This window comes from Streptomyces sp. NPDC001851 (genome assembly GCF_040297165.1).
Taxonomy (GTDB): Bacteria; Actinomycetota; Actinomycetes; order Streptomycetales; family Streptomycetaceae; genus Streptomyces.
In genome coordinates this window covers 1-25561 of record NZ_JBEOYR010000008.1, presented here as the reverse complement: position 1 = coordinate 25561, position 25561 = coordinate 1, and the positions used below count along the sequence as shown (strand labels likewise).

Genomic DNA, 25561 nt, shown 5'->3' with positions numbered 1-25561 from the left:
GCGACTCCTGTCTCTGAAAGGGGGGTTCAGCCCTTGGTGGCGCCCGCGGTGAGGCCGCCGACGAGCTGGCGTTCGGCGACCGAGTAGAAGGCGAGGGCGGGGACCATGGCGAGGACGAGGTAGGCGAAGACCCGTGCCGTGTCGGCGGAGTACTGGCCCTGGAACTGCTGCACCCCGATCGGGATGGTCCACCAGGTGCTGTCGGTGAACACCAGCAGCGGCAGGAAGAAGTTGTTCCAGCTGGTGACGACGGCGAGGACGGAGACCGTGCCGAGCGCCGGCCGGGCCATCGGCAGCAGCACCCGCCAGAAGAAGCCCAGTGGTCCGCAGCCGTCGAGCGTGGCCGCCTCCTCCAGTTCGCCCGGGATCTGCCGGAAGAAGCCGCGCAGGATGATGATCGTCATCGGCAGACCGAACGCGGACTGCGGAAGGATCACACCGAGCGGGTTGTCCAGCAGGCCCATCGAACGCAGCAGCAGGAACAGCGGGAGCGCCGCGACCGCGAAGGGGAACATCAGCCCCATCGTGAACAGGGTGAACAGCACTTCACGGCCCCGGAAGGCGAACCGCGCGAAGGAGAACGCCGCGAGCGCCGAGACCGCGACGACGATCACCGTCGTACCGACCGCGATCAGCGTGCTGTTGCCGACCAGCCGCCAGAAGGATCCGGAGCCGAGGATGCCGCCGTAGTTGGAGAAGACCCACGGCCTGGGCAGCCCGACCGGGTTGCGGGAGAGCTGGTCGGTGGACTTGAAGCCGGAGAGCAGCGCGTACAGCAGCGGTACGGCCATGACGGCGCCGACCGCCACCAGGACGACGTGCAGCGGCAGGGTGCGGCCCCTGCGGCGGACCCTCATGCTCCGGCTCCCCTCATGGTCGTGGCGGCCCCTTCCAGGTCGCGGCGCAGGACGAACCGCTGGTAGGCGAGGGCGAAGACGAGGCTGATGGCGAACATGACCACGCTGATCGCGCTGGCGTAACCGACCTGGTAGCGCTTGAAGCCGTACTGGAACATGGTCACGGCCATCGTCTCGGAGTGGTGGTCGGGCCCGCCCGCGGTGACCACCCACACCAGGTCGAACAGCTGGATCGACCCGATCACCGACAGGAAGACGCTGATCCGCAGCGTGGGCGCGAGCAGCGGCAGCGTGACGTGCCGGAAGCGCTGCCAGGGGTTCGCGCCGTCGACGATCGCCGCCTCGGTCAACTCGGCCGGGAGGGCCTGGAGTCCGGCCAGGTAGAGCATCATGTGGAAGCCGAAGTACTTCCACATCATGACGAGGAAGAGCGTGGCCAGCACGGTCGAGGTGCCGGAGAACCACTGGCCGCCGAGCCCGTCGAGCCCGACGGCGCCGAGGACGTGGTCGGCGAGGCCGGCGTCCGGGGCGAAGATCATGCTGAACAGGACGCCGGTGATGGCCTCGGAGAGCACGTACGGCGCGAAGAACAGCATCCGGTACACCGCCCGGCCGCGCACCTTCTGGTTGAGCAGGACGGCCATGGCGAGCGCGAACGGCAGCTGCAGCACCAGCGACAGCACGACCAGCAGCAGCATGCGCCACAGGTCGCCGAGGAACACGGGATCCTGCAGCAGGCGGCTGAAGTTGTCGGTCCCGGTGTAGTCGGACGGCATCCCGAAGCCGCCCCAGCGGAAGAAGGAGGCGTACAGCGCGAACAGGATCGGCAGCAGGACCAGGACGCCGAAGAGCGCGAGGGCGGGCAGCTGGAGGCCGACGGCGGTGAGCCAGTGCAGCGCGCGCCTGCGCGAGCGCTGCCGGGCCGCGCCGGCCGCGGGGACATGCAGGAGGGTGCCGGGCTGCTTGTCCGGGAGGAAGGTGGAGGTCATCGCGGGCCTACTGCTCTTCCTTCGCGGTCTTGCTGATCGACTCCGCGACCTGCTGCGGGGACTTGGATCCGGCGATCAGCCCGGCCACGCTGTCGTTGACCTGCTGGCCGAGGGCGGGGGCGTAGGCCTGGTCGAGGTAGAGCTGGAAGCCGGTGGCGCCCTTCAACTGGGCTTGGACGGCCTTGATGTTGGGGTCGGTGAGGACGCTCTCGGCCGCCGGCACGACGGGCAGCACACCGGTCCGCTTCACCAGCTCCTTGTCGGTGGTCTCGGAGGCGAAGAACTCCAGGAAGTCCACGGCCGCCTGTGGAGCGCCCTTGCGCAGGGCGTGGGCGCCGCCTCCGCCGAACACCTCGGTGATCTTCCCGGCGCCGCCCTCGACCTCGGGGAACGGGAAGAAGCCCAGATGCGCGCCGAGTCCCTTGCCGGCGTCCGCCTCCACGACCGGCGCCCACTGGCCCATGAGTTCCATGGCGGCCTTGCCGTTGCCGACGGCCGCGGCCTGCCCGGTGGGCGAGGAGTACGCGGCGCCGAGGAAGCCTCTCTGGAAGGGCTGGAGGGCGACAAGGTCCTTCAGGTGCTGTCCGGCCTGGACGAATCCGGGGTCGCTGAAGTCCTTCTTCTCGTTGGCCTTCTGGAGGGCGTCGGCGCCCGCGACGCGCATCGCGAGGTACGCCCAGTAGTACATGCCGGTCCAGCTCTCCTTGCCGGCCAGCGCGAGCGGGGTGATCCCGGCGGACCTGAGTTTCTTCACGGCGTCCAGGAAGGCGCCCCAGGTCGTCGGGGGCGCGCTGATGCCGGCCCTCGTGAAGAGCGCCTTGTTGTACCAGAAGCCGACCATGCCGATGTCGAAGGGGACGCCGTAGAGCTTCCGGTCGAGCAGGAACGGCTGCTTGGCCACCGACAGCAGCCCGTCGGACCAGGGCTTGGTGCGGTCGGTGAGATCCTCGACCAGCCCGGCGTCCACCTGTTGCTTGAGGACACCGCCGCCCCAGGTGTGGAAGATGTCCGGCAGCTTCCCGGAGGCGGTCAGGGCGGTCATCTTCGACTTGTAGGCGTCGTTCTCCAGCTGGACGATCTTGATCTTGACCTTCGGGTTCTGGGCCTCGAACTTCTTGGCCAGGGCCGCCCACACGGTCTTGGTGGGCTCCGTGGTCGAGATGTTCCACCATTCGACCGTGGTCGTCCCCGAGGACGACCCCCCGTCCGAGTCGCCGCCGCAGCCGCTGAGTGCGGTCACACCGAGCCCGGCGGCGACGGAGGCCGCCAGGAAGCCGCGGCGGGACAGTGCAGGGTCGCCCATCTTGCGCTCCTTCGAAACTTTCGGAATGGCCCGTGGAGAGGGTCCCGACTGAGAGAAGCAGGGCCACCGAACGCCCGCGGAACGAGCACCGCGGTGCCGGTGGTCCGAAACATTCGAGAAAAATCTCGAACGTTCCGAACGGCGACTCTAGGAAGGCGCGTGGGGAGCGTCAAGGTGTCGCGCAGGAGGTCTCTGATGCGTCACGCGGTCCGGCCCTCGGCGGACGGCAAGGCGGTCACCGAACGTTTCGAAGATGGCGCCGCCCGGGACAACACCGTCGGCCCGGCTGGTCGAACCGCCGGTACGGGAGTGGGATGGAAGGAAGCAACGGCCTTGCAGGGCGGGCACGTCCGCGCGAGAGACCCCGGCGTCGCCCGCGAGGAACGGTGAGGTGATGTCCGGTTACGACACCTCGGCGACCGCTCGGGTGGTGGTCGGTGTGAGCGGGTCCCTGGGCAGCGTCACGGCCCTGCGGCGGGCCACCGCGCTGGCCCGCCGTCTGGGAGCCGAACTGTGGCCGGTACTGGCCTGGGAACCGCCGGGCGGTGACCCCGCCGCGCGCCGCTCCCCCGCCGCCGGTCTGCTGGTCGAGGACTGGCAGCGGCTGGCCAGGCAGCGGCTGGTCTCCGTACTCGAAGAGATCTTCGGCGGGGAGTCACCGGGTGTGCCGATGCACGCCGTCATCGTCCGTGGCGCCCCGGGACCGGCACTGGTGGCGACCGCGAACCGGGAGGACGACGTCCTGGTCGTGGGCGCCGGTCGACGCGGCCTGCAGCGCGCCTTCTCGGGCCGGGTCTCCCGGCACTGCCTGGCGCACGCCGTCTGCCCGGTGCTGGCGGTGCCCCCGTCCCCGCTGGAATCGGAGTTGCTCGCCGTCCACCGGCGCAACACCTGGCATCTGCGCATGGACATCCGGGGCCTGTGACGGCGCCGCCGTGGACGCGCGGGACGGCGCGCGCCTGCGTCGCGTCAAAAAGGACCCGACGGCCATCAGGACACCGTCAAGGTGCGCCACGGCCCCGCTCCACCGGGGCCGGCCCTGTCTACCGTCTCAGACATGAGGCACCGCAACGGCACGCATCCCCGGCTCACGGGCCGGTACCGGACCGGCACCGGCGGCGTGGTGGACGACCGTGACTGGGAGGGGGACGTGCGGGCGTCGCTCCACTGCGCCGGTGTCCTGCTCGGCCTGCTGCTGTTCGTCGACTGGGCGGCCGGCTCCCTCACCTGGTGGCGCGGTGCCCTGTGGCTGGCCGTCGCGCTGCTGTTGCTCCTCGTCCTGTTCCCGGTACGGGTCTCGGCCGGTACGGGCTGGCTGGCCACCCGCCGTCTGCTGCGCACCCGCCGGGTCCGCACGGATCTGCTGATCGCGGTGCGCCCGCTGGACGGCGTGTCCCAGCGGCTGGTCCTGCGCGACGCCCTCGGCAACCGGGTCGAGATCGACCCCGAGGTGCTGATCCGCAATCCCGGTCTGTGGTACCTGCTCGACGAGGGCGCCCGGGTGTCCGAGGCGGCGGGCACCCTGCTGTGCGGCACGACCGCCCTGCACCGCCTCGCCCGCCGCATCGACCGCGAGACGGCCCTCGGCGTGTTCCGCGCCTCCGGCCTGGAGTGAGGTGGTGCGCCGGCCCGGGCCATGACACTCGGTGGCCGTCCCAGCTCCGCGGTACGGTCCGCTACCCCGGTTGGCCGTGCTCCCCGCGACCGCTTCCGGCCTCGCCTTCTTGATGCGGCTCTGCTGCTCTCACGCCATTCTTAACGCAAGATTGACGCCTCATGGGCCCTTGATCCATGGGCCCAGGCGTCACTCTCTGCTTACGCTGGTGCCGCCGTCCGCGTGATGGCCGGAAAGAGCTGAGCCGCACACAGGAGCACGCCGATGGCCACGACCGAACACCCCGCTCCCAGTCGCTTGCGCAACTGGATGCTGGAGGGGCTGTCCGACATGGGCAAGCACGGCGGCCACACCGGGCCCCACGCCGAACCGGAGCCTCCGCACAAGGGGCAGCGCTGGTGGCGTGTGATGTGCCTGACCGGTGTCGACTACTTCTCGACCCTCGGCTACCAGCCGGGCATCGCGGCCCTCGCGGCCGGGCTGCTGTCGCCGGTCGCGACCATCGTGCTGGTCATCGTCACCCTGGCCGGCGCCCTGCCGGTCTACCGCCGGGTGGCCGAGGAGAGCCCGCACGGCGAGGGCTCCATCGCGATGCTGGAGCGGCTGCTGTCGTTCTGGCAGGGCAAGCTGTTCGTGCTCACCCTGCTGGGCTTCGCGGCCACGGACTTCCTCATCACCATCACCCTGTCGGCCGCCGACGCCTCCACCCACCTGGTGGAGAACCCTCATCTGACCAGCGCCCTGCACGGCCACCAGATGGTGATCACCCTGTTCCTGGTGGCGCTGCTCGGCGCGGTGTTCCTGAAGGGCTTCCTGGAGGCGATCGGTGTGGCGGTCGCCCTGGTCGGCGTCTACCTCGCGCTGAACGTGGTCGTCGTGATCGTGGGCCTGTGGCACGTCCTCACCGCCGGGCACGTGGTCACCGACTGGGCCACCGCCCTGACGGCGGAGCACGGCAATGTGTTCGTCATGGTCGGCGTGGCACTGATCGTGTTCCCGAAACTCGCCCTCGGCCTGTCCGGCTTCGAGACCGGTGTCGCCGTCATGCCGCACGTCCAGGGCGACGCCGGCGACACCGAGGCCAAGCCGACCGGCCGGATCCGGGACACCAAGAAGCTGCTCACGACCGCGGCGCTCATCATGAGCTGCTTCCTGATCGCCACCAGCTTCATCACCACGCTGCTGATCCCGGAGAAGGACTTCAAGACGGGCGGCCCGGCCAACGGCCGCGCCCTCGCCTACCTCGCGCACGAGTACCTCGGCGGCGCCTTCGGCACGGTCTACGACGTCTCGACCATCGCCATCCTGTGGTTCGCCGGCGCCTCCGCCATGGCAGGCCTGCTCAACCTCATGCCGCGCTATCTGCCCCGCTACGGCATGGCCCCGCACTGGGCGCGCGCGGTACGTCCGATGGTGATCGTCTTCACCCTGGTCGCGTTCCTGGTGACCTGGATCTTCGACGCCAACGTCGACAAGCAGGGCGGCGCCTACGCCACCGGTGTGCTGGTGCTGATCAGCTCGGCCGCGATCGCGGTGACCATCGCCGCGCACAAGGCGGCACAGCGCAACTGGACCATCGGGTTCGGCGTGATCGCGGCGGTGTTCCTCTACACGACCGTGGTGAACGTCATCGAGCGCCCTGACGGTGTGAAGATCGGTGCCTGCTTCATCGCCGCCATCATCCTGGTCTCGCTGGCGTCCCGGCTCGCCCGCGCCTTCGAGCTCCGCGTGACCAGCGTGACGCTCGACCCGCTGGCGGAACGATTCATCCGGGACATGGCCAGCCGCAAGATGCGGTTCATCGCCAACGAGCCCGGCCACCGGGACAAGGCCGAGTACCGCGACAAGATCGAGCAGATCCGCGCCGACAACGACATGCCCGAGCAGGAGGACTTCGTCTTCGTGGAGGTCACGGTCACCGACCCCTCCGAATTCGAGGCGGGCCTGACCGTGCGCGGCGAGGTGCTGCACGGCCGCTACCGCGTCCTCACGCTGGAGTCCGCGTCCATTCCCAACGCCCTGGCCGCGCTGCTGCTCCACGTCCGGGACAGCACGGGCTGCACCCCGCACATCTACTTCGAGTGGACCGAGGGCAACCCGTTCGCCAACTTCCTGCGCTTCTTCCTCTTCGGCCAGGGCGAGGTCGCCCCGGTCACCCGCGAGGTGCTGCGCGAGGCGGAACCGGACCGCGTACGCCGGCCGCGGGTACACACCGGGTGAGACCGGGCGCATACCGACAGGGCCGTATCGCGTTGTATCCAACGGCCGACCCGCGTCCACGGTTCCCAGCCGGTGGCCCTATCGTGACCGGCATGCAGTCCTACACGATCGGCCAGGCGGCACGGTTGCTCGGCGTGAGCCCGGACACCGCCCGCCGCTGGGCCGACGCGGGCCGGGTGGCAACCCATCGTGACGAGGCCGGGCGGCGGCTCATCGACGGCAGGGACCTGGCCGCGTTCTCGGTTGAACTGGCCAAGGCGGGCGGCGGCGAGGAGGGCACCTCCTCCACCTCCGTGCGCAACGCCTTCCCCGGTATCGTCACGGCGATCAAGCTCGGTGACGTCGCCGCCCAGGTGGAGATCCAGGCCGGTCCGCATCGGCTGGTGTCCCTGCTGACCCGGGAGGCCGTCGAGGAACTGGGCCTGGAGGTCGGCATGGAGGCCACCGCCCGCGTGAAATCCACCAACGTGCACATCGACCGCGTCTGACACCGTCCCGGTTCAGGGAGCTGCCGCCGACGCATGACCGGGTGCGGCCGGCACCGGAGCGCCACAGCGGTAACCGCCGTCCACCCGGATCGCCGTGATCCCGCTGATGTGCCGGGCCCCGCACCGGTCCTGCGGCAGCACCAGCTGGGGTCCGGCCGTATCCAGCGGGGTGTCGTCGACGCGCACGCCCAGCAGGACGGGCGCGTCCGCGAAGTCCGGGTCGATCTCGGCCCAGGAGAGCACCGCGTGGTGGCCGTCGGTGCCGGTGACGGAGATGAGAAAGCGCAGCCGGTCCTTGCGCCGTGCCGGGTCGAAGCCGGGCCCCGCGTCGGCGAGGACGTCGTACAGGCGCGGGCCGGCGAACCGGTGGTGCTGGAGGCCGCTGGTCGCGCACTCGAAGCTGACCTCCACCCGGTGCTGCGGCCAGCGCAGCAGGTCCGGCACCCGCAGCCGGGCGGGCCGGGCCAGATCGCCGCTCAGGGCGAGTTCCGCGAGCGTCATCTGCGACCACCTCCCGCAGCACCGTACCCGCCACGGCGCACCGCGCAAACGCACATGCAAGCTACAAGTCACAGGTGCGCAGCTCATGCGATGAGACAGCAGACTTACGGCTGGCAGATGCGGCAGTATCATCGCCGCACGGCCGGGGGCACCGGCCGTGGCAGGGCGCGACAGCTGTTCCGCAGAACCAGAGGAGTAGATCCGTGATGACCCGTTCCGTGCGCCGGACCCGGCGAGTGCTGCAGCTGGCCGGTGCGGGAGCCGCCCTGATGGCACTCAGCGCCTGCTCCTCCTCCAGTGACTCCTCCACCGAGCCGGCCAAGCCCGGCTCCGCCTCTCCCAAGCTCTCGGGCACGGTCACCGTGTTCGCCGCCGCCTCCCTGAAGGAGAGCTTCACCACCCTGGGCAAGGAGTTCGAGCAGCAGCACCCGGGCACCAGGGTCAGCTTCAACTTCGGCGGCAGCGACACCCTCGCCGCGAGCATCACCGGCGGCGCCCCGGCGGACGTCTTCGCCGCCGCCAGCCCCAAGACCATGGCGATCGTGACGGACAAGAAGGACGCGGTCGGCACCCCGGCCACCTTCGTGCGCAACCAGCTGGAGATCGCCACCCTGCCGGGCAACCCGGACAAGGTGTCCTCCTTGAAGGACCTGACCAGGTCCGGTCTGAAGGTCGTCCTGTGCGACAAGACCGTGCCGTGCGGCGCCGCCGCGCAGAAGGCCCTGGACGCCGCCGAGCTCAAGCTCACCCCGGTCTCCTACGAGCAGGACGTCAAGAGCGCCCTGAACAAGGTGGAGCTGAAGGAGGCCGACGCCGCGGTCGTCTACAAGACCGATGTCAAGGCCGCGGGTGGCAAGGTGGAGGGCGTGGAGTTCCCCGAGTCCGCCAAGGCCGTCAACGCCTACCCGATCGTCCGGCTGAAGAACGGGCAGAACGCCGAGGCAGCCAAGGCGTTCATCGCCCTCGTGCAGTCCGCCGAGGGCCGGAAGGTGCTGAGCGCGGCCGGGTTCCTCAAGCCGTGACCTCGCTCCACGAGCCCGGCGTCGCGGCCGGCCCCCGCACGGGCCGGCCGCGGCGTCGCCGCGTCGGCACGGGGGGCCGGCGCGGGGTGCCGTTGCCGCTGCTGCTGCCGGGCGTGCTGGCGCTGGCGTTCCTGCTGCTGCCGCTGCTCGCGCTGCTGGTCCGCGCGCCCTGGCGCAGCCTGCCGGACCAGCTGACCAGCACGGAGGTGTGGCAGGCACTCCAGCTGTCCCTGGTCAGCGCCACCGCGGCGACGGCCGTGAGCCTCGTGCTGGGCGTGCCGCTGGCCTGGCTGCTGGCCCGTACGGAGTTTCCCGGCCGGGGCCTGGTACGGGCCCTGGTGACCCTGCCCCTGGTCCTGCCGCCGGTGGTCGGCGGTGTCGCCCTGCTGCTGGCCCTGGGCCGCAACGGCGTCATCGGCAGGTGGCTGGACGCCTGGTTCGGGGTCACCCTGCCGTTCACCACCACCGGGGTCGTGATCGCGGAGGCCTTCGTCGCGATGCCGTTCCTGGTCATCAGCGTCGAGGGCACCCTGCGGGCGGCCGACCCGCGCTTCGAGGAGGCGGCGGCCACGCTCGGCGCGTCCCGCTTCACCGCGTTCCGCCGGGTCACCCTGCCGCTCATCGCTCCCGGGGTCGCCGCGGGCGCGGTCCTGGCCTGGGCGCGGGCGCTCGGCGAGTTCGGGGCGACGATCACCTTCGCCGGCAACTTCCCGGGCCGCACCCAGACCATGCCCCTCGCGGTCTACCTGGCCCTGCAGAACGACCCCGACGCCGCCATCTCCCTCAGCCTGGTCCTGCTGACGGTGTCGATCGCGGTGCTGGCCGGTCTCAGAGACCGTTGGACGACCACCTCATGACACACATCCGACCCGCGTCCGCCGGCGGCGCCGAGCCCCCGCAGGGGCCACCCGCACCCGACGACGAGAGCCGTACGGGTGGTGCCGGCGGGAACCGGAAGCCGGCCGAAGGCCGGCACCCCACCGCGCACCCGCACCGGCCCACCGGACTGGACGCCCACCTCGTCGTCGACCGAGCCGCGTTCCGCCTGGACGTCACCCTCACCGCCGTTCCCGGAGACGTCGTCGCCCTCCTCGGCCCCAACGGCGCCGGCAAGAGCACAGCCCTGCGCGCCCTCGCGGGCCTCACCCCCCTCACCGACGGCCATCTCCGCCTGGACGGCGCGGACCTGGACCGCACTCCCCCGGAGTCCCGCCCGGTCGGCGTGGTCTTCCAGGACTACCTGCTCTTCCCCCACCTGTCCGCCCTCGACAACGTCGCCTTCGGCCCGCGCTGCCAGGGCATGACCAGGGCCGAGGCCCGCGCACAGGCCGCGGCGTGGCTGGACCGCATGGGCCTCGCCGACCACGCGGGCGCCAAGCCCCGCCGTCTCTCCGGCGGCCAGGCCCAGCGCGTGGCCCTCGCGCGTGCCCTGGCCGTCAGCCCCCGGCTGCTGCTCCTGGACGAACCGCTCGCCGCCCTCGACGCCCGCACCCGCCTGGAGGTCCGCGCCCAACTGCGCCGTCACCTCGCCGAGTTCGAAGCGGTCGCCGTCCTGGTCACCCACGACCCGCTGGACGCCATGGTGCTCGCGGACCGGCTGGTCGTCATAGAGGACGGCCGGGTCGTCCAGGAGGGCACCCCGGCGGACATCGCACGCCATCCGCGCACCGACTACATCGCCCGGCTCGTCGGCCTCAACCTCTACCGGGGACGGGCGGACCGCCACACGGTACGGCTCGACGCGGGGCCCTCGATCACCACCACGGAGGACCTGTCCGGCCCGGTCTTCGTGGCCTTCCCGCCCAGTGCCGTCACCCTGTTCCGGGACCGGCCCACCGGGGCCAGTGCCCGTAACCTCTGGCGCTGCGAGGTGGCCGGCCTGGAGACGCACGGCGACCAGATCCGCGCCGACCTGAGCGGCGAACTCCCCCTCGCCGCCGACCTCACCACGCTCGCCGCCGCCGACCTCGACCTGCACCCAGGCGCAGCCGTCTGGGCGACGGTCAAAGCGACGCAGACACACGCATACCCGGCTTGATCAGGCGGGCGCTCTACCGTGAGTGCCCATGACCCTCAGCATCCGCAACCAACTCCCCGGCACGGTCACCGCGATCCAGCCGGGCGAGGCCATGGCCACCGTCAAGCTCCGCCTCGACGGCGGGCAGGACCTCACCGCGGCCATCACCAAGGAGTCCGCCGAGGACCTCGCCCTCGCCCCCGGCTCACCCGTGCGGGCCCTGGTGAAGTCGACCGAGGTCTCCCTCGCCACGCACCGCGTCGAGGGCCTGTCGATCCGCAACCAGCTCCCCGGGGCGGTCATCGGGCTCACCGCCGGCGCCGCGATGGCCTCCGTGAGGATCTCCGTCCCCGGCGGCGAACTGACCGCGGCCATCACCAAGGACGCCGCCACCGACCTGGGCCTCTTCGTGGGCTCCGACGTGGTCGCTCTCATCAAGGCGACCGAGGTGTCCCTCGCCAGGGCCTGACACGGCGAGGCCCCGCCCGGAAACCGGACGGGGCCCTGGGAACCACCGCTCGCTCAGTCCTCGTAAGCGTCCAGCGGCGGGCAGGAGCAGACCAGGTTGCGGTCGCCGAAGGCCTGGTCGATACGGCGCACCGGCGGCCAGTACTTGTCGGCGACCGAGACACCGGCCGGGAAGACGGCCTCCTCGCGGCTGTAGGCGTGCGTCCACTCACCGCCGAGCGCGGCGGCCGTGTGCGGGGCGCCCCGCAGCGGGTTGTCCTCCGCCGGCCACTCGCCGGAGCCGACCTTCTCGATCTCCGCGCGGATGGCGATCATCGCGTCGCAGAACCGGTCCAGCTCGGTGAGGTCCTCCGACTCGGTCGGCTCGATCATCAGCGTGCCGGCCACCGGGAAGGACATGGTCGGTGCGTGGAAGCCGTAGTCGATCAGGCGCTTGGCCACGTCGTCCACGCTCACGCCGGTCGCCTTGGTCAGCGGGCGCAGGTCGATGATGCACTCGTGCGCGACCAGGTTGCCGGGGCCGGTGTAGAGCACCGGGTAGTGCGGCTCCAGGCGCTTGGCGATGTAGTTCGCCGACAGCACGGCCACCTGCGTGGCCCGCTTGAGGCCCTCGCCGCCCATGAGGCGCACGTACGCCCACGAGATCGGCAGGATCCCCGCGGAGCCCCAGGGCGCGGCCGAGATGGGGCCGACGCCGGTCTCGGGGCCGGCCGCCGGCTGCAGCGGGTGGTTCGGCAGGTACGGCGCCAGGTGCGAGCGGACCGCGACCGGGCCGACGCCGGGGCCACCGCCGCCGTGCGGGATGCAGAACGTCTTGTGCAGGTTCAGGTGGGAGACGTCACCGCCGAAGTGGCCCGGCTTCGCGAGGCCGACCAGCGCGTTGAGGTTGGCGCCGTCGACGTACACCTGGCCGCCGGCCTCGTGCACCTGGGCGCAGATGTCGGCGACGTGCTCCTCGAACACGCCGTGCGTCGACGGGTAGGTGATCATCAGCACCGCCAGCTCGTCGCGGTACTGCCCGATCTTGGCCCGCAGGTCCTCGACGTCGATCTCGCCGTCCTCGGCGGTCTTCACGACGACGACCTTCATGCCGGCCATCACGGCGCTGGCGGCGTTGGTGCCGTGCGCGGAGGACGGGATCAGACACACGGTCCGCTGCTCGTCGCCGTTGGCGCGGTGGTAGCCGCGTACGGCCAGCAGACCGGCCAGCTCGCCCTGCGAACCGGCGTTCGGCTGCAGGGAGACCTTGTCGTAGCCGGTGACCTCGGCGAGACGTTCCTCAAGCTCACGGATGAGCGTGAGGTAGCCCTCGGCCTGCTCGGCCGGGGCGAAGGGGTGCAGCTGCCCGAACTCGGGCCAGGTGACCGGCTCCATCTCCGTGGTCGCGTTGAGCTTCATGGTGCAGGAGCCCAGCGGGATCATGCCGCGGTCGAGCGCGTAGTCGCGGTCGGCCAGCTTGCGCAGGTAGCGCAGCATCGCGGTCTCGGAGCGGTACTGGTGGAAGACCGGGTGGGTGAGGTAGGCGTCGGTGCGCAGGAGCGCCTCGGGCAGGGTGTCCTCGGCGGTCGCCTCCAGCGCCTCGATGTCGCCCTCGACGCCGAAGGCGGACCACACGGCGGCCAGCTGGGCCCGCTTGGTGGTCTCGTCGCAGGCGATCGAGACGTGGTCGGCGTCGGCCAGGTGGAGGTTGACCCCGTTCTTCCGGGCGGCGGCGACCACCTCGGCGGCCTTGCCGGGCACCCGCGCGGTGAGGGTGTCGAAGAAGGCGCCGTGCACGATCTCGACGCCGCCGGCCTTCAGACCCGCGGCGAGGATCGTGGCGTACCGGTGCGTGCGCCGGGCGATGGTCCGCAGGCCCTCCGGCCCGTGGTAGACGGCGTACATGCCGGCCATGACGGCGAGCAGCACCTGCGCGGTGCAGATGTTGCTGGTGGCCTTCTCCCGGCGGATGTGCTGCTCACGGGTCTGCAGCGCGAGCCGGTAGGCCTTGTTGCCGTCGGCGTCGACGGAGACGCCCACGAGGCGGCCGGGCAGGCTGCGCGCGAACTTCTCGTGCACCGCCATGTAGCCCGCGTGCGGACCGCCGAAGCCCATCGGCACACCGAAGCGCTGGGTGGTGCCGACGGCGATGTCCGCGCCCAGCTCGCCCGGCGGGGTCAGCAGGGTCAGTGCGAGCAGATCGGCGGCCACGGTGACCAGGGCGCCCAGCTCGTGCGCCTGGTCGATGACCGGCTTGATGTCGCGTACGGCGCCGGAGGCGCCCGGGTACTGGATCAGCACGCCGTTGATCTCGCGCTCGGCCACCGCGGCCGGAATGCCCTCGCTGAGGTCGGCGACGACGACCTCGACACCGGTCGGCTCCGCACGCGTCTCGATGACGGCGATGGTCTGCGGCAGCACGTCCGCGTCGACCAGGAACAGCCCCTTCTTGTTCTTGCCCATGCGCCGCGACAGGGCCATCGCCTCGGCGGCGGCCGTTCCCTCGTCGAGCAGGGAGGCACCGGAGGTGGGCAGGCCGGTGAGCTCGGCGACCACGGTCTGGAAGTTCAGCAGGGCTTCCAGCCGCCCCTGGGAGATCTCCGGCTGGTAGGGCGTGTACGCGGTGTACCAGGCCGGGTTCTCCATGACGTTGCGCAGGATGACCGGCGGGGTGAAGGTGCCGTAGTAGCCCAGGCCGATCATGGAGTCGAGGACCTGGTTGCGGTCGGCGAGCGAGCGCAGCTCGGCGAGCACCTCGGCCTCGGTGCGGGCGCCCGGCAGGTCGAGGGCGTCGGCGTTCTTGATCACATCCGGGACCGCGGCGGCGGTCAGCTCGTCGAGGGAGCCGTAACCGACGTGCGCGAGCATCTTGGCCCGCGCCTCCTGGTCCGGCCCGATGTGACGCTGCTCGAACGGGATGCCCGCTTCGAGCTCCGAGAGCGGAATGCGATGGGCGGTCATTGCGGAGGCCTCCTGGTCTGACGCGACCTTCGAGGGGCACCCCGGTACGGATACCCCGACGGCCTCCCCCTCTGTCATCTCAACCTGAGAGCTTCACCGGGTACCCGAGGGCCCCGGCTTTCACCGTCGGTGAGGGCGGGAGCCGTCGACACCCGCCCTGCTTTCCAGAGTGACCTCGTCCATGCGGTACGTGAGCCTGAGAGATTCCGGGGAGGATTTGCTCCTTCGGCGCCTCCGAGGTGGTCGGAGGACTCTCCCGCACGGGGTCAGCAGCCGCTGTCAGCCTACCAGCGAGGTCAACGCCCGAGCCTTCGAGTGGCCGCCTCCCTGAATGTGCTCTTTTGTAGTGCTTACGGATGTGTTGCGACCAAGAGGAGGGAGAGGGACCGTGCAGACCGAGATCGATCCGCGCAACCTGATCGGCCGCAAGGCGTTCGACCGCAATGGGACCAAGATCGGCACCATCGACGAGGTCTACCTCGACGACGCGACCGGCGTGCCCGAGTGGGCGGCCATACGCACCGGCCTGTTCTCGCGGGACGCCTTCGTCCCCCTGGAGCCCAGCGAACTGGTCGAAGGCTCCCTCCACGTCCCCTTCGACCGCGCCCTGATCAAGGACGCCCCCGACTTCGGCGTGGGCCGCCACCTCTCCCCCGAACAGGAACTCCAGCTCTACCACCACTACGGCCTGGACGTGACCCCGCCTCCGTCCGTACCGGACCACGACTTCGGCAAGCTGGCGGGGTCGGAGGAGACCTGAGGCCTCTGATCCTCGCCACTGCTCGGCTGACCGAGACGGGCGGGCGGGTGGGAAGGAGCAACCAACGGCAACGGATCCGCGGACTCCAGGGCGGGATCCCCGACCAGAAACGTCCGCACCCGCCCCGGAGGGGACTGCGGCGTCTCAAACCGCACGGTGACCCGCCCCAGCCCACTCCCCTGCACCCACCCGGGCCCGTACTCGGCATGCCGCACGTCCTGCCCCGCGCGCCAGTGCCGTTCGACGGGCTCCGGCTGCTCCACAACGACTTCAACCGCACCCTTCTCCGGCTCCTCCGCCAAAGGCACCGGCATGGCCTGAGCGAACAGGTCCTCCTGGGTGTAGTCGGCGAGCCCGGAAACGCCCACGCCGAGCAGCCGTACCCCGCCCGTGGTGTCCACCGAGTCCAGCAACCGCGCGGCCGCCTCCCGCACGACCGCCGGATCGTCCGTCGGTCCCCTGAGCGTCTCCGATCTGGTCAGCGTCGAGAAGTCGTACCGCCGCACCTTCAGCACGATGGTCCGCCCCGACAGCCCTGCCTCGCGCAGCCGCCCCACACACCGGTCGGCGAGCCGCTGCACCTCCAGGCCGATCCGCAGCCGGTCATGGATGTCCACGTCGTACGTGTCCTCCACCGATACCGACTTCGCCTCGCGCTCGGCGACCACCGGCCGCTCGTCATGGGCCAGGGCCATGGCGTACAGCGCGTGCCCGTGCGCCTTGCCGAGCAGCCGGACCAGTTCGTCCTCGCCCGCCTCCGCCAGTTCCCCGACCGTGGTGATCCCGGCTCTGCGCAGGTGGTCGCCGGTGGCCGGGCCGACCCCGGGCAGGGTCCGCACCGGCATGGGCTCCAGCAGGGCCCGCTCCGACCCCGGCTCGATGACCACCAGGCCGTCCGGCTTGGCCTGCTCGGAGGCGATCTTGGCGAGCATCTTGGAGGCGGCGAGCCCGACCGACCCGGTGAGCCCGGTGACCGCCCGGATGTCGGCGCGGAGTCTGCTCCCGGCCAGCCGCGCCGACGCCTCGTCCCAGGCCGTCCCCCCGGCCTCCAGGTCCACGAACGCCTCGTCCAGACTGAGCGGCTCCACCAGCGGTGACAGCTCCCGCAGCAGCGCCATCACCTGCTCGCTGATCGCCCGGTACAGGGTGAAGCGCGGCACCAGATAGGCGGCGTTGGGTGCCAGCCGGCGGGCCTGGGCCATGGGCATCGCCGAGTGGACCCCGAAGGCCCGAGCCTCGTACGACGCGGTGGCCACCACCCCGCGTGGTCCGAGGCCGCCCACGACGACCGCCTTCCCGCGCAGGCTCGGCTTGGATGCCTGCTCCACCGAGGCGTAGAAGGCATCCATGTCGAGATGCAGGATCGTGGGCGCGTTTCTCACATCTCCGATGCTGCACCACGGCACTGACAATGCCCGGCCCGGCAGGGAGCGGCGTCAGACCGCCCGGTTGCGGCGCCGCGCCAGCTCGTCCGCCGGGTTGTGCCCGACGAGGGTCTCACCCGTGTCGATGCGCTCGCCGTGCAGCTGGGAGAGCGCGCTTTCCACATCCCGCCACACCACGCCGACGGCGATCCCGAAGATCCCCTGGCCGCCCTGGAGCAGGGCGTGCACCTCGTCCGGCGAGGTGCACTCGTAGACCGTGGCGCCATCGCTCATCAGGGTCATCCGCTCCAGGTCACGGAAACCGCGTTCTCGCAGGTGCTGCACGGCCGCGCGGATGTTCTGCAGCGAGACCCCGGTGTCCAGGAACCGCTTCACGATCTTCAGGACGACCACGTCCCGGAAGCTGTACAGCCGCTGGGTGCCCGACCCGTAGGCGGGCCGCACACTCGGCTCGACCAGGCCGGTGCGGGCCCAGTAGTCGAGCTGCCGGTAGGTGATGCCGGCGGCCGCGCAGGCCGTGGGCCCGCGATAGCCGATCTCCTCGGATGTCATGGACGCCGCCCCTCCGCCGTTCGGCACCGCCGTCGGCCGTTGCGGAGCGTGATCCACCGCGCTGCCGTGAACCGGGTACGGACCGCTCTCCCCGAAACCGCGCACGGGAGCACCCCCAGCCGTACCGTCGCCGCTGGTTCTCACGCCGACCTCCGTCCTTGACCTGCCCTCACGACGGTAGGCAGTCACCAGGGGTGCGTCAACGATCGCCACACTCGGCACGCCGAGTGATAATCACCCTAGGAGTGGTTTCCCGTGTCCCGCCGCGGGGAAAGGCTAGCCGAATGCGTTCGGGGGAAGCCGTAGGACGCTCTCCATGGCCGGTGGCACATGCCCGTCTCACCGGGGCGGCGCTCATCGACCGCTCATGATCACTGGCTGCTGGTGCCGAAGTCCTCGGGCGAGATCTGGTCGAGGAACTCGCGGAACTTCTCCACCTCGTCCTCCTGCTCGTCCGGAATGGCGATGCCGGCGTCGTCCAGCACCGTGTCACTGCCGTAGATCGGCGTTCCGGTGCGCAGGGCCAGCGCTATGGCATCGGAGGGGCGGGCGCTGACCTCGACACCGCTGGCGAAGACCAGCTCCGCGTAGAAGACGCCTTCCCGCAGATCGGTGATGCGTACTTCGGTCAGCTCCTGGCCGACGGCCTCCAGCACGTCCTTGAACAGGTCGTGGGTCAGTGGCCTGGCGGGGGCCATGCCCTGCTGGGCGAAGGCGATCGCCGTCGCCTCCCCCGGCCCGATCCAGATGGGGAGGTAGCGGTCGCCTCCCACTTCGCGCAGGAGCACGATCGGTTGGTTGGAGGGCATTTCGACCCGGACACCTACGACATCGAGCTCGTTCACACAGCAACCCTAGGCCGTGCCCGGGATGTTTGGGTAGTCGGGCCGGGAACAGCTGCCCGATCCGGCCGCCGGGGAGCCGCCGGGGTTCAGGGCAGCCGCACGCCGAGAGCGGTCTGCACGAGGGCCGCGTGCAGCTTCACGGTGAGCGCCGCCAGCTCCTTCGTACGGGCCTCGGCGTGTGCCCTGGTCTGCGGGTTGCGGTGGCGCCTGAGCGGGGCGACCACCTGGTCGACGAGTCCGGCCTCGCGGTCGGCGGCGGCCTTCATCACCCGCAGGTGGCGCGGCTCGATCCCGAACCGGCCCAGTTCGGCGACGAGCGAGGCCACGGTGACGGCTTCGGCGTCGTACACCCCGTCCTCCAGGGGAGCGATGAGCCCGTACGACTCCCACTCCTTCAGCTCGCCCTCGTCGATGTCCGCGGCCGCCAGCAGCTCGGCCCTGCCCACCCGGGCCACCGTGGGCGCCCCGGGCGGCTCCGGGACGTCCTCCGCGGTGCGCTGACGCCCCACGAGGGGGAGCTGGACGGGCTCGCCCCGCTCCATGGCGTCCAGCCGCTCGCGGATCACCTTGAGCGGCAGATAGTGGTCCCGCTGCATCCTCAGCACATGAGCCAGCCGCTCGACATCCCCGGCGCTGAACTTGCGATACCCCGAAGGGGTCCGCTGCGGCTCGATGAGCCCCTCTGCCTCCAGAAAACGGATCTTGGAGATGGTGACTTCGGGAAACTCGTCGCGCAGCACGTTCAGCACCGTGCCGATGCTCATCAGCCCACTGTCCCTGGCGGCGGTACCGCTTCCGGCACCGCCGCTCGGTGTTTGAAGCATGGACCTTCCCTGGTGTCCCCCCGGACGCCGGTCCGGGGGCGGGTCAGATGCCCTGCCGGCTCGCGTAGAACACCAGCCGGTACTTGCCGATCTGCACCTCGTCACCGTTCGACAGCGCGACCTGGTCGATCCGCTCGCGGTTGACGTACGTGCCGTTCAGACTGCCCACGTCGGCCACGGTGAACGAGCCGTCCGGCGAACGCCGGAACTCCACGTGCCGACGCGAGACCGTGACGTCGTCCAGGAAGATGTCGCTCTGCGGATGACGGCCCGCCGTGGTCAGGTCGCTGTCCAGCAGGAAGCGGCTGCCCGAGTTCGGTCCCCGGCGCACCACCAGCAGCGCCGAGCCCAGCGGCAGCGCGTCCACCGCGGCCTGCGCCTCCGGCGACAGCATCGGCATCTGCGTCTGGCCGGTGACCTCGGAGTCGTAGGCCTCCAGACCGGAGATCGAGATCGTGGACGTCGTCTCGGAGGCACGCTCCGGCGCCACTCCCGGGCGCAGCGGCGCACCACAGTTGGAACAGAAGCGCGCGTTCTCCGCATTGCGGTTACCGCACCTCGTACACACCAGGGCCGACATGGACGGATCCTCCTGCTGCGGCTGCCCCGCCGGGGCATGGGACGCGTACGGACCGGGGGCGACCCCTCCGCCCGCACCTGAGGTTGACGGTTGCCCGAAACCTATGCCGCCGGACTGGGCAGGGTCAACCGACGCCCCGCCCTGACCTCCGGAAATGTCACCGCCCGGACCAGCGACCTGGTCCCGGAACAGCGGGCGCTGGCCCTCCGCGTCAGGCTGTGCGCGATGCCGAGCGGTCGCGTTGCTGCCGCTGCTGCCCTCTCGTGCGCTCTTGCCGAACAACTTCGCAAACAACTTCACGGGCGATTCCCCTTGACCGAAACAGACCCGCCCGTGGGGCAGGACGAACCCTGATTGCCTACACCGGCCGAGCCGGACATTCTCACAACGTCCGTATCCACCAGACAGTTTCCATCACGCACCACCTCTTCGGTGCGCCGACCCCCCGCAACCTCATGCCCCTGCCGGAAGTCCCCCATGCACCGCCGGTTCACTGGGAGGACGACCGAGCGTAGTCAGGCCGCTTCGCCTGCCGCAAGGCGTCCACGACGATCTTGCCCGACTGCTGGACCGTCACCGTGGCCTGCTCCTTCTCAAGTGTCTGCACCACGCCTCCCGGGATGTTCAGCGCCGGCTCCAGGTCCTGCGGCTTGCCGATGACCTTGAAACGATAGGGGGCGTTGATCTTGTTCCCGTCGACGCCGACTCCGTTGCCCGAGTCCGTGAAGTAGGTGTTCGCGACCACCCGGACCCCGTTCACCTGGATCGCCTCCGCACCGGCCGCGCGCAGCTCCTGGATCGCGTCGAGCAGCATGTCCGCCTTGACCGTCCCCTTCGTGTCCTCGACCGTCATCGTGATGCCGGGACCCTGCGCCGCCACGGTGCCCGCCAGAATGCCGAGTTGCCTCTCCTTCTCGGCGGTCTGCTTGCGGGCCTCCGCTGCCTGGTCGGAGCTGCTCTGCAGTTCCTGACGCTGCTTTTCGAGTCCCTGCTTCTCGTCCTCAAGACGCTGAGTACGCGAATCCAGTTCATCGAGGATGCGAACAAGATCTTCCTGACGTGCCCCGCGCAGCGCGCTGCCGCTGTCGCTGTTGGACGCCACCTGCACCGCCAGGCCGAAGCCGAGACCGAACAGCAGTACCGCCACGATGAGTTGGGCCCGGGTGACCCGCGGCGGCCACAGCCCCTTGACCAGCCGCTGCCGACCGGTCAGCGGCTGGTCCGTCCGCTGCGCGGGCGCCGGCTCCGACTCGGGCTCCGGTGCCCGCGCGGGCGCCTCCTCGGGCAGCTCCTTGCGCAGCCTGTTCTCCGCCCGCTCCGGCTTGTCTTGCTTGTCCGACTTATTAGGCTTGTCGGGCTGCTGGTTCTGCTCGTTCTGTTCGCTCATCGGTGTCACGCCCGGAACACGTGCCGCCGGATCGCCGCGGCGTTGGAGAAGATCCGGATCCCCAGGACGACCACGACACCGGTGGACAGCTGGGCACCCACGCCCAACTTGTCGCCGAGGAACACGATCAGCGCGGCAACGACCACGTTCGACAGGAACGACACCACGAAGACCTTGTCATCGAAGATGCCGTCGAGCATGGCCCGCAGACCGCCGAACACGGCGTCCAGTGCCGCCACGACGGCGATCGGCAGATAAGGCTCGACGACCGCCGGAACCTCGGGCCGGACCAACAGGCCGGCCACGACTCCCACGACGAGGCCCAGTACGGCGATCACGATGTGCCCTTCTCAGTCTTCTCGGTGCTCGGCTGTGCTGTGCGTACGATCACACTGGGTGCGGCGGGCAACCGTACGTCACGCTCGGTGGAGATGGTGGCGCGGATACCGAAGCTCTGCTCCAGGGCATGCAGATACAGGCCGTCGGCGCTGTTCTGGAACCCGTTGCTCAACCTGTCCCCGCCTCCCACCGCCAGCACCGTGTACGGCGGCACCAGCGGCCTGTTGTCGACCAGTATCGCGTCCCCCGCGGCCCTGATCGCGGACAGGGCGGTCAGCCGCTGCCCATTGATGGAGACGGCCTCCGCGCCGGACGCCCACAGCCCGTTGACCACGCGCTGCATGTCCCGGTCGCGCACCCGGCCGGTGTCGGAGAACCCCGAGGTCTCCCGTGGGTTGGTGCCGTCACCGCCGGAGCTGGCCTCCTTGGCGTCGTTCACGACGAGCTTGACGCCCGGCCCGTGGACCGCGGTGGCGCCCGACAGAACGTCCACCAGGCCCGCCTCCGCGCCCCCGCCGCTCGACTTCAGCGCCGCCCGCTGGCGTGCGCCGACCTCGTCCCGGAGCTTGTCGACGCTGCCCTCCAGCCTGTCCGCGGCCGCGGTCTCACTGTCGATGCGGTCGATCAGCTCCTGGTGCTCCTTCGCCACCACGGGCGCCGCCGCCCGCGTCTGAGCCGCCCCCACGGTCACGACCAGCGCCGCGAGGACCAGCCCGGCCGCGAGGCCCAGCTTCGCCCTGAGGGTCCTGGGCAGTCCGCCCTCGCCCTGGGACTTCTTCCGGGCGGCGGCCTCGGCGTACCCGTCGTCCAGGCTGTGGTCCATGACGTTGGTGATCAACGACATGGAGGCGTCCGGGCGCTGCGGACGCGCCGGGCTGCTCCGAACGGGGGGTTGCTGCGGCATGCCGCACATAGTCGCACGTCGCGACCGGTACCTCCGAATGGCCCCACCGGCGTGCCGGACAGGCCCCCTTGGGGACACTTGTCCGGCACGCGCGCGTGCGTGGTTCGTGCCGTCCGGCGGCCTGGGCTCCCCCGCCCTCCGGCCCTATCGCCCGGCGCTGTCCACGACGGCAGACCACTCGTCGAGCAGGGCCTGCGCCGAGGCGTCGTCGGGCCCCTCGGCCCACAGATGGGTGACGGCCTCGGCCGGGTCGGGCAGCACCATCACCCAGCGTCCGTCCGTCTCCACGACCCGCACACCGTCGGTCGTGTCGACAAAGCGATCTCCGGCGGCCTCGACCACCCGCCGCATGACCAGACCCTTGACGGCCCACGGAGTGGCCAGGTCCCGCTTGAGGACGTGCGCCCGCGGGATCCGGGCGTCGATCTGGCTCAGCGTGAGCTGCGTGCGCGCCACCAGCCCGATCAGCCGTACGAAGGCCGCCGTACCGTCGTAGACACTGCTGAACTCGGGGACGATGAACCCGCCCTTGCCGTCACCTCCGAAGATGGTGCCCTCCTCGCCGCCGACCCGTGTCAGGTCGTCGGGCGAGGTGGTCGTCCACTCGACCTGGGTGCCGTGGTAGGCGGCCACCTGCTCCGCGATCCGCGTCGTGGTCACCGGCAGCGCCACCCGGCCGCTGCGCCGCTCCGCGGCCACGAGGTCCAGCATCACCAGGAGCGCACGGTCGTCCTCGATGATCCGGCCCTTCTCGTCCACGAGCGACAGCCGCTCGCCCACGGGGTCGAACCGGACACCGAACGCGGCACCGGAGGACGCCACTATCTCGCCCAGCCGCACCAGACCGTTGCGCCGCATCTCGGCCGTCTCCGTGGGACGGGACTCGTCGAGACCGGGGTTGATGGTCAGGGAGTCCACACCCAGCTTGCCGAGCAGGCTGGGAAGCACCAGCCCGGCACTGCCGTTCGAGGCGTCGACGACGACCTTCAGACCCGACTCGGCGATCCCTGTCGTGTCGACATTGCGCAGCAGCGACCCGGTGTACGAGTCGAAGACGCTGGCCGGGAAGTACAGGTCACCGATCTCACCGGGGAACGCCCGCCGGTACTCCTGCCGCGCGAACACCCGGTCCAGCTTGCGCTGGCTGCCCTGCGACAGGTCGGCGCCGTTGCCGTCGAAGAACATGATGTCGACGGAGTCCGGCACACCCGGCGAAGTGCGGATCATGATGCCGCCGGCACTGCCCCGCGCGGTCTGCTGCCGGGCCACCGGCAGCGGCACGTTCTCCAGGTCGCGTACGTCGATGGCGCTGGCCTGCAGCGCGGAGATGACCGCCCGCTTGAGCGCACGGGCACCTCGGGAGTGGTCGCGGGCCGTGGTGACCGTGGCGCCCTTCTTGAGGGTCGTGGCGTAGGCGCCGGCCAGCCGGACGGCCAGTTCCGGTGTGATCTCCACGTTCAGGATGCCGGACACGCCACGGGCCCCGAACAGATGGGCCTGTCCTCTGGACTCCCAGATGACGGAGGTGTTGACGAAGGCGCCGGCCTCGATGGTCTTGAAGGGATAGACGCGGACGTTGCCCTGAACGATCGATTCCTCACCGATCAGACACTCGTCACCGATGACCGCGCCGTCCTCGATGCGCGCGGCCCGCATGATGTCGGTGTTCTTTCCTACGACGCAGCCCCGCAGATTGCTGTGCTGTCCCACGTACACGTTGTCGTGCACGACGGCCTTGTGCAGGAAGGCGCCGCTCTTGACGACGACGTTCGAGCCGACGACCGTGTGCTCGCGGATCTCGGCGCCGGCCTCGACCTTCGCATAGTCGCCGATGTACAGCGGCCCGCGCAGTTCGGCGTCGGGATGCACCTCGGCGCCCTCCGCCACCCACACACCCGGCGAGATCTCGAAGCCGTCGATGTCGACGTTGACCTTGCCCTCAAGCACATCGGCCTGAGCCTTCACATAGCTCTCGTGGGTGCCGACGTCCTCCCAGTAGCCCTCGGCGACATAGCCGTAGATCGGCTTGCCTTCCTTCATCAGCTGCGGGAAGACATCACCGGACCAGTCGACCGGTACGTCGGGTTCGACGTAGTTGAACACCTCGGGCTCCATGACATAGATGCCCGTGTTGACCGTGTCGGAGAAGACCTGCCCCCAGGTCGGCTTCTCCAGGAAGCGCTCGACCTTGCCTTCCTCGTCGACGATGGTGATGCCGAACTCCAGCGGATTGGGCACCCGGGTCAGACAGACCGTGACCAGCGCGCCCTTCTCCTTGTGGAAATTGATCAGCTCCGTGAGATCGAAGTCGGTCAGGGCATCGCCGGAGATGACGAGGAAGGCATCGTCCTTCAACGCCTCTTCGGCGTTCTTGACGCTTCCGGCGGTACCGAGTGGCTTCTCCTCATTGGCATAGGTGAGCTCCATTCCGAGCTCTTCGCCGTCACCGAAGTAGTTCTTGACGAGCGATGCCAGGAACTGGACGGTGACCACGGTCTCGGTGAGCCCGTGCCTTTTGAGCAGCCGTAGCACATGCTCCATGATCGGGCGGTTGGCCACGGGCAGGAGCGGCTTGGGCATGCTAGAGGTCATGGGGCGCAGGCGGGTGCCTTCGCCCCCGGCCATCACGACGGCCTTCATGTCGGAAGCGTCCTCCTCCAAGAGACGACGGTCTAGCCGACTTCACCCGTCCAGATTGTCCCGCACTTTTCCACCACGGGCCATCGAGGCGTACGTCCGGGACAATCGCCGAGCTCAATCGGCCATGGTGTCCGCGCGAACCAATCGGCGGACTTGCACCACGTAGAGCACTCCTGCCCACCAGTAGAGGGTTGTACCCCATCCGGCGAACGCCCATCCGAAGACAGCGGCAAGCGACGCGATCCAGGTGTGCCCGTCGCTGAGGAGCAGGAGCGGGAAGGCGTACATCAAGTTGAACGTGGCGGCTTTCCCGAGGAAGTTCACCTGCGGCGGCGGATAGCCATGACGCCGGAGGATTCCCACCATCACCAGGAGCATCAGCTCTCGCGCGAGCAGGAGGGCGGTCAGCCAGATCGGGAGGATCTCCCGCCAGGTGAGACCGACCAGCGTGGAAAGTACGTACAGCCGGTCGGCGGCGGGGTCGAGAAGCCGGCCGAGGCTGCTGATCTGATTCCAGCGCCGGGCGAGCTTGCCGTCCAGATAGTCACTGACCCCGCTGAAAGCCAGCACGAGGAGAGCCCAGCCGTCGCTCTTGGGGCCCCCGAACTCGGGCCTGAGGATCAACCACAGGAAGACGGGGACGCCGACGAGCCGGGCCATGCTGAGGATGTTGGGGATGGTGAGGACCCGGTCCGTCTGGACACGGGTCTCCTGGACCTCCACCCGGGGGCCTCCTGTGCGAAACGAGCCAACGATGCTCCCTGACCCTACCTCAACGCAAAAAAGCTCCGGCCCCTGGGCAGTGCCCAAGGGCCGGAGCTGTAAAAGGAGTTCGGCGGCGTCCTACTCTCCCACAGGGTCCCCCCTGCAGTACCATCGGCGCTGTGAGGCTTAGCTTCCGGGTTCGGAATGTAACCGGGCGTTT

General features: G+C 70.1%; 24 protein-coding genes, 1 rRNA gene and 1 riboswitch. Of the genes, 9 read left to right on the top strand and 16 right to left on the bottom strand.

Features of this window, described 5'->3' with window-relative positions:
* Positions 1-26 precede the first annotated feature (26 nt).
* The 3 genes from ABT171_RS13350 to ABT171_RS13340 are packed head-to-tail and all read right to left on the bottom strand — an operon-like array spanning position 27 to position 3149.
* The gene (locus ABT171_RS13350) at positions 27-857 is read right to left on the bottom strand and encodes a carbohydrate ABC transporter permease (protein WP_351243012.1); all 831 of its coding nucleotides are present in this window, start codon (positions 855-857) and stop codon (positions 27-29) included.
* On the bottom strand, positions 854-1846 hold the full coding sequence (locus tag ABT171_RS13345; protein WP_351243010.1) for a carbohydrate ABC transporter permease: 993 nt from the start codon (positions 1844-1846) through the stop codon (positions 854-856). The genes ABT171_RS13350 and ABT171_RS13345 overlap by 4 nt, the downstream gene beginning before the upstream one ends.
* Positions 1847-1853: 7 nt before the next feature.
* Positions 1854-3149 carry an extracellular solute-binding protein gene (locus tag ABT171_RS13340; protein WP_351243008.1) on the bottom strand — a complete coding sequence of 432 codons (1296 nt, stop codon included), beginning with the start codon at positions 3147-3149 and terminating at the stop codon, positions 1854-1856.
* Between the two features lie 394 nt (positions 3150-3543).
* Between ABT171_RS13340 and ABT171_RS13335 the strand changes: the two genes are divergently transcribed.
* From ABT171_RS13335 to ABT171_RS13320, 4 genes are all read left to right on the top strand, one after another.
* The gene (locus tag ABT171_RS13335; RefSeq protein WP_351243006.1) at positions 3544-4074 is read left to right on the top strand and encodes a universal stress protein; all 531 of its coding nucleotides are present in this window, start codon (positions 3544-3546) and stop codon (positions 4072-4074) included.
* Positions 4075-4206: 132 nt separating this feature from the next.
* On the top strand, positions 4207-4764 hold the full coding sequence (locus tag ABT171_RS13330; RefSeq protein ID WP_351243004.1) for a hypothetical protein: 558 nt from the start codon (positions 4207-4209) through the stop codon (positions 4762-4764).
* A 264-nt stretch (positions 4765-5028) separates the two neighbouring features.
* Positions 5029-6984 (top strand): APC family permease, encoded by a 1956-nt coding sequence (locus tag ABT171_RS13325; protein ID WP_351243002.1) that lies wholly within the window; start codon positions 5029-5031, stop codon positions 6982-6984.
* A gap of 92 nt (positions 6985-7076) precedes the next feature.
* Positions 7077-7472 (top strand): TOBE domain-containing protein, encoded by a 396-nt coding sequence (locus ABT171_RS13320; RefSeq protein WP_351243000.1) that lies wholly within the window; start codon positions 7077-7079, stop codon positions 7470-7472.
* A 12-nt stretch (positions 7473-7484) separates the two neighbouring features.
* Here ABT171_RS13320 and ABT171_RS13315 read toward each other — a convergent pair whose 3' ends face one another.
* Positions 7485-7973: a molybdopterin-dependent oxidoreductase gene (locus ABT171_RS13315; RefSeq protein ID WP_351242998.1), complete on the bottom strand. Its 489-nt coding sequence runs from the start codon at positions 7971-7973 to the stop codon at positions 7485-7487.
* 206 nt (positions 7974-8179) lie between these two features.
* Here ABT171_RS13315 and modA point away from each other — a divergent pair, with 206 nt between their 5' ends.
* The 4 genes from modA to ABT171_RS13295 are packed head-to-tail and all read left to right on the top strand — an operon-like array spanning position 8180 to position 11481.
* Positions 8180-8995, top strand: a complete 816-nt coding sequence (gene modA, locus ABT171_RS13310) for a molybdate ABC transporter substrate-binding protein (protein WP_351242996.1) — start codon at positions 8180-8182, stop codon at positions 8993-8995.
* A complete protein-coding gene (gene modB, locus ABT171_RS13305) occupies positions 8992-9852 on the top strand; it encodes a molybdate ABC transporter permease subunit (RefSeq protein WP_351242994.1) in 861 nt (286 codons plus the stop codon). Before modA ends, modB begins: the two co-directional genes overlap by 4 nt.
* Positions 9849-11033: an ABC transporter ATP-binding protein gene (locus ABT171_RS13300; protein WP_351242992.1), complete on the top strand. Its 1185-nt coding sequence runs from the start codon at positions 9849-9851 to the stop codon at positions 11031-11033. Before modB ends, ABT171_RS13300 begins: the two co-directional genes overlap by 4 nt.
* A 28-nt stretch (positions 11034-11061) precedes the next feature.
* Positions 11062-11481, top strand: coding sequence for a TOBE domain-containing protein (locus tag ABT171_RS13295; protein WP_351242990.1), 420 nt, complete (start codon positions 11062-11064; stop codon positions 11479-11481).
* Positions 11482-11534: 53 nt separating this feature from the next.
* Here ABT171_RS13295 and gcvP read toward each other — a convergent pair whose 3' ends face one another.
* Positions 11535-14420: an aminomethyl-transferring glycine dehydrogenase gene (gcvP, locus tag ABT171_RS13290; protein ID WP_351242988.1), complete on the bottom strand. Its 2886-nt coding sequence runs from the start codon at positions 14418-14420 to the stop codon at positions 11535-11537.
* 174 nt (positions 14421-14594) lie between these two features.
* Positions 14595-14689, bottom strand: a riboswitch (glycine riboswitch).
* A gap of 119 nt (positions 14690-14808) precedes the next feature.
* Here gcvP and ABT171_RS13285 point away from each other — a divergent pair.
* Positions 14809-15180: a PRC-barrel domain-containing protein gene (locus tag ABT171_RS13285; protein WP_351242986.1), complete on the top strand. Its 372-nt coding sequence runs from the start codon at positions 14809-14811 to the stop codon at positions 15178-15180.
* On the opposite strand, the gene ABT171_RS13280 is transcribed toward ABT171_RS13285, so the two are convergent.
* The 11 genes from ABT171_RS13280 to rrf form a co-directional block, all read right to left on the bottom strand.
* Positions 15102-16562: a DNA polymerase IV gene (locus ABT171_RS13280; protein ID WP_351242984.1), complete on the bottom strand. Its 1461-nt coding sequence runs from the start codon at positions 16560-16562 to the stop codon at positions 15102-15104. The genes ABT171_RS13285 and ABT171_RS13280 overlap by 79 nt on opposite strands.
* Before the next feature lie 54 nt (positions 16563-16616).
* Positions 16617-17261, bottom strand: coding sequence for a MerR family transcriptional regulator (locus ABT171_RS13275; RefSeq protein ID WP_351242982.1), 645 nt, complete (start codon positions 17259-17261; stop codon positions 16617-16619).
* Positions 17262-17488: 227 nt separating this feature from the next.
* Positions 17489-17962, bottom strand: coding sequence for a bifunctional nuclease family protein (locus ABT171_RS13270; RefSeq protein ID WP_026253112.1), 474 nt, complete (start codon positions 17960-17962; stop codon positions 17489-17491).
* A gap of 86 nt (positions 17963-18048) precedes the next feature.
* The gene (gene ftsR, locus ABT171_RS13265; RefSeq protein WP_351242980.1) at positions 18049-18786 is read right to left on the bottom strand and encodes a transcriptional regulator FtsR; all 738 of its coding nucleotides are present in this window, start codon (positions 18784-18786) and stop codon (positions 18049-18051) included.
* A 43-nt stretch (positions 18787-18829) separates the two neighbouring features.
* Entirely contained in the window at positions 18830-19666 is an 837-nt protein-coding gene (locus ABT171_RS13260; protein WP_351242978.1) for a zinc-ribbon and FHA domain-containing protein, read from the bottom strand.
* A gap of 190 nt (positions 19667-19856) precedes the next feature.
* Entirely contained in the window at positions 19857-20753 is an 897-nt protein-coding gene (locus ABT171_RS13255; RefSeq protein ID WP_351242976.1) for a DUF881 domain-containing protein, read from the bottom strand.
* Positions 20754-20758: 5 nt separating this feature from the next.
* Positions 20759-21091, bottom strand: a complete 333-nt coding sequence (locus ABT171_RS13250; RefSeq protein ID WP_003988855.1) for a small basic family protein — start codon at positions 21089-21091, stop codon at positions 20759-20761.
* Positions 21088-22005 carry a DUF881 domain-containing protein gene (locus ABT171_RS13245; RefSeq protein ID WP_351242974.1) on the bottom strand — a complete coding sequence of 306 codons (918 nt, stop codon included), beginning with the start codon at positions 22003-22005 and terminating at the stop codon, positions 21088-21090. The genes ABT171_RS13250 and ABT171_RS13245 overlap by 4 nt, the downstream gene beginning before the upstream one ends.
* Before the next feature lie 135 nt (positions 22006-22140).
* On the bottom strand, positions 22141-24636 hold the full coding sequence (locus ABT171_RS13240; RefSeq protein ID WP_351242972.1) for a sugar phosphate nucleotidyltransferase: 2496 nt from the start codon (positions 24634-24636) through the stop codon (positions 22141-22143).
* A gap of 114 nt (positions 24637-24750) precedes the next feature.
* Positions 24751-25359, bottom strand: coding sequence for a cardiolipin synthase ClsA (clsA, locus tag ABT171_RS13235; protein ID WP_351242970.1), 609 nt, complete (start codon positions 25357-25359; stop codon positions 24751-24753).
* Positions 25360-25466: 107 nt separating this feature from the next.
* Positions 25467-25561 (bottom strand): 5S ribosomal RNA (rrf, locus tag ABT171_RS13230); the annotation flags it as partial.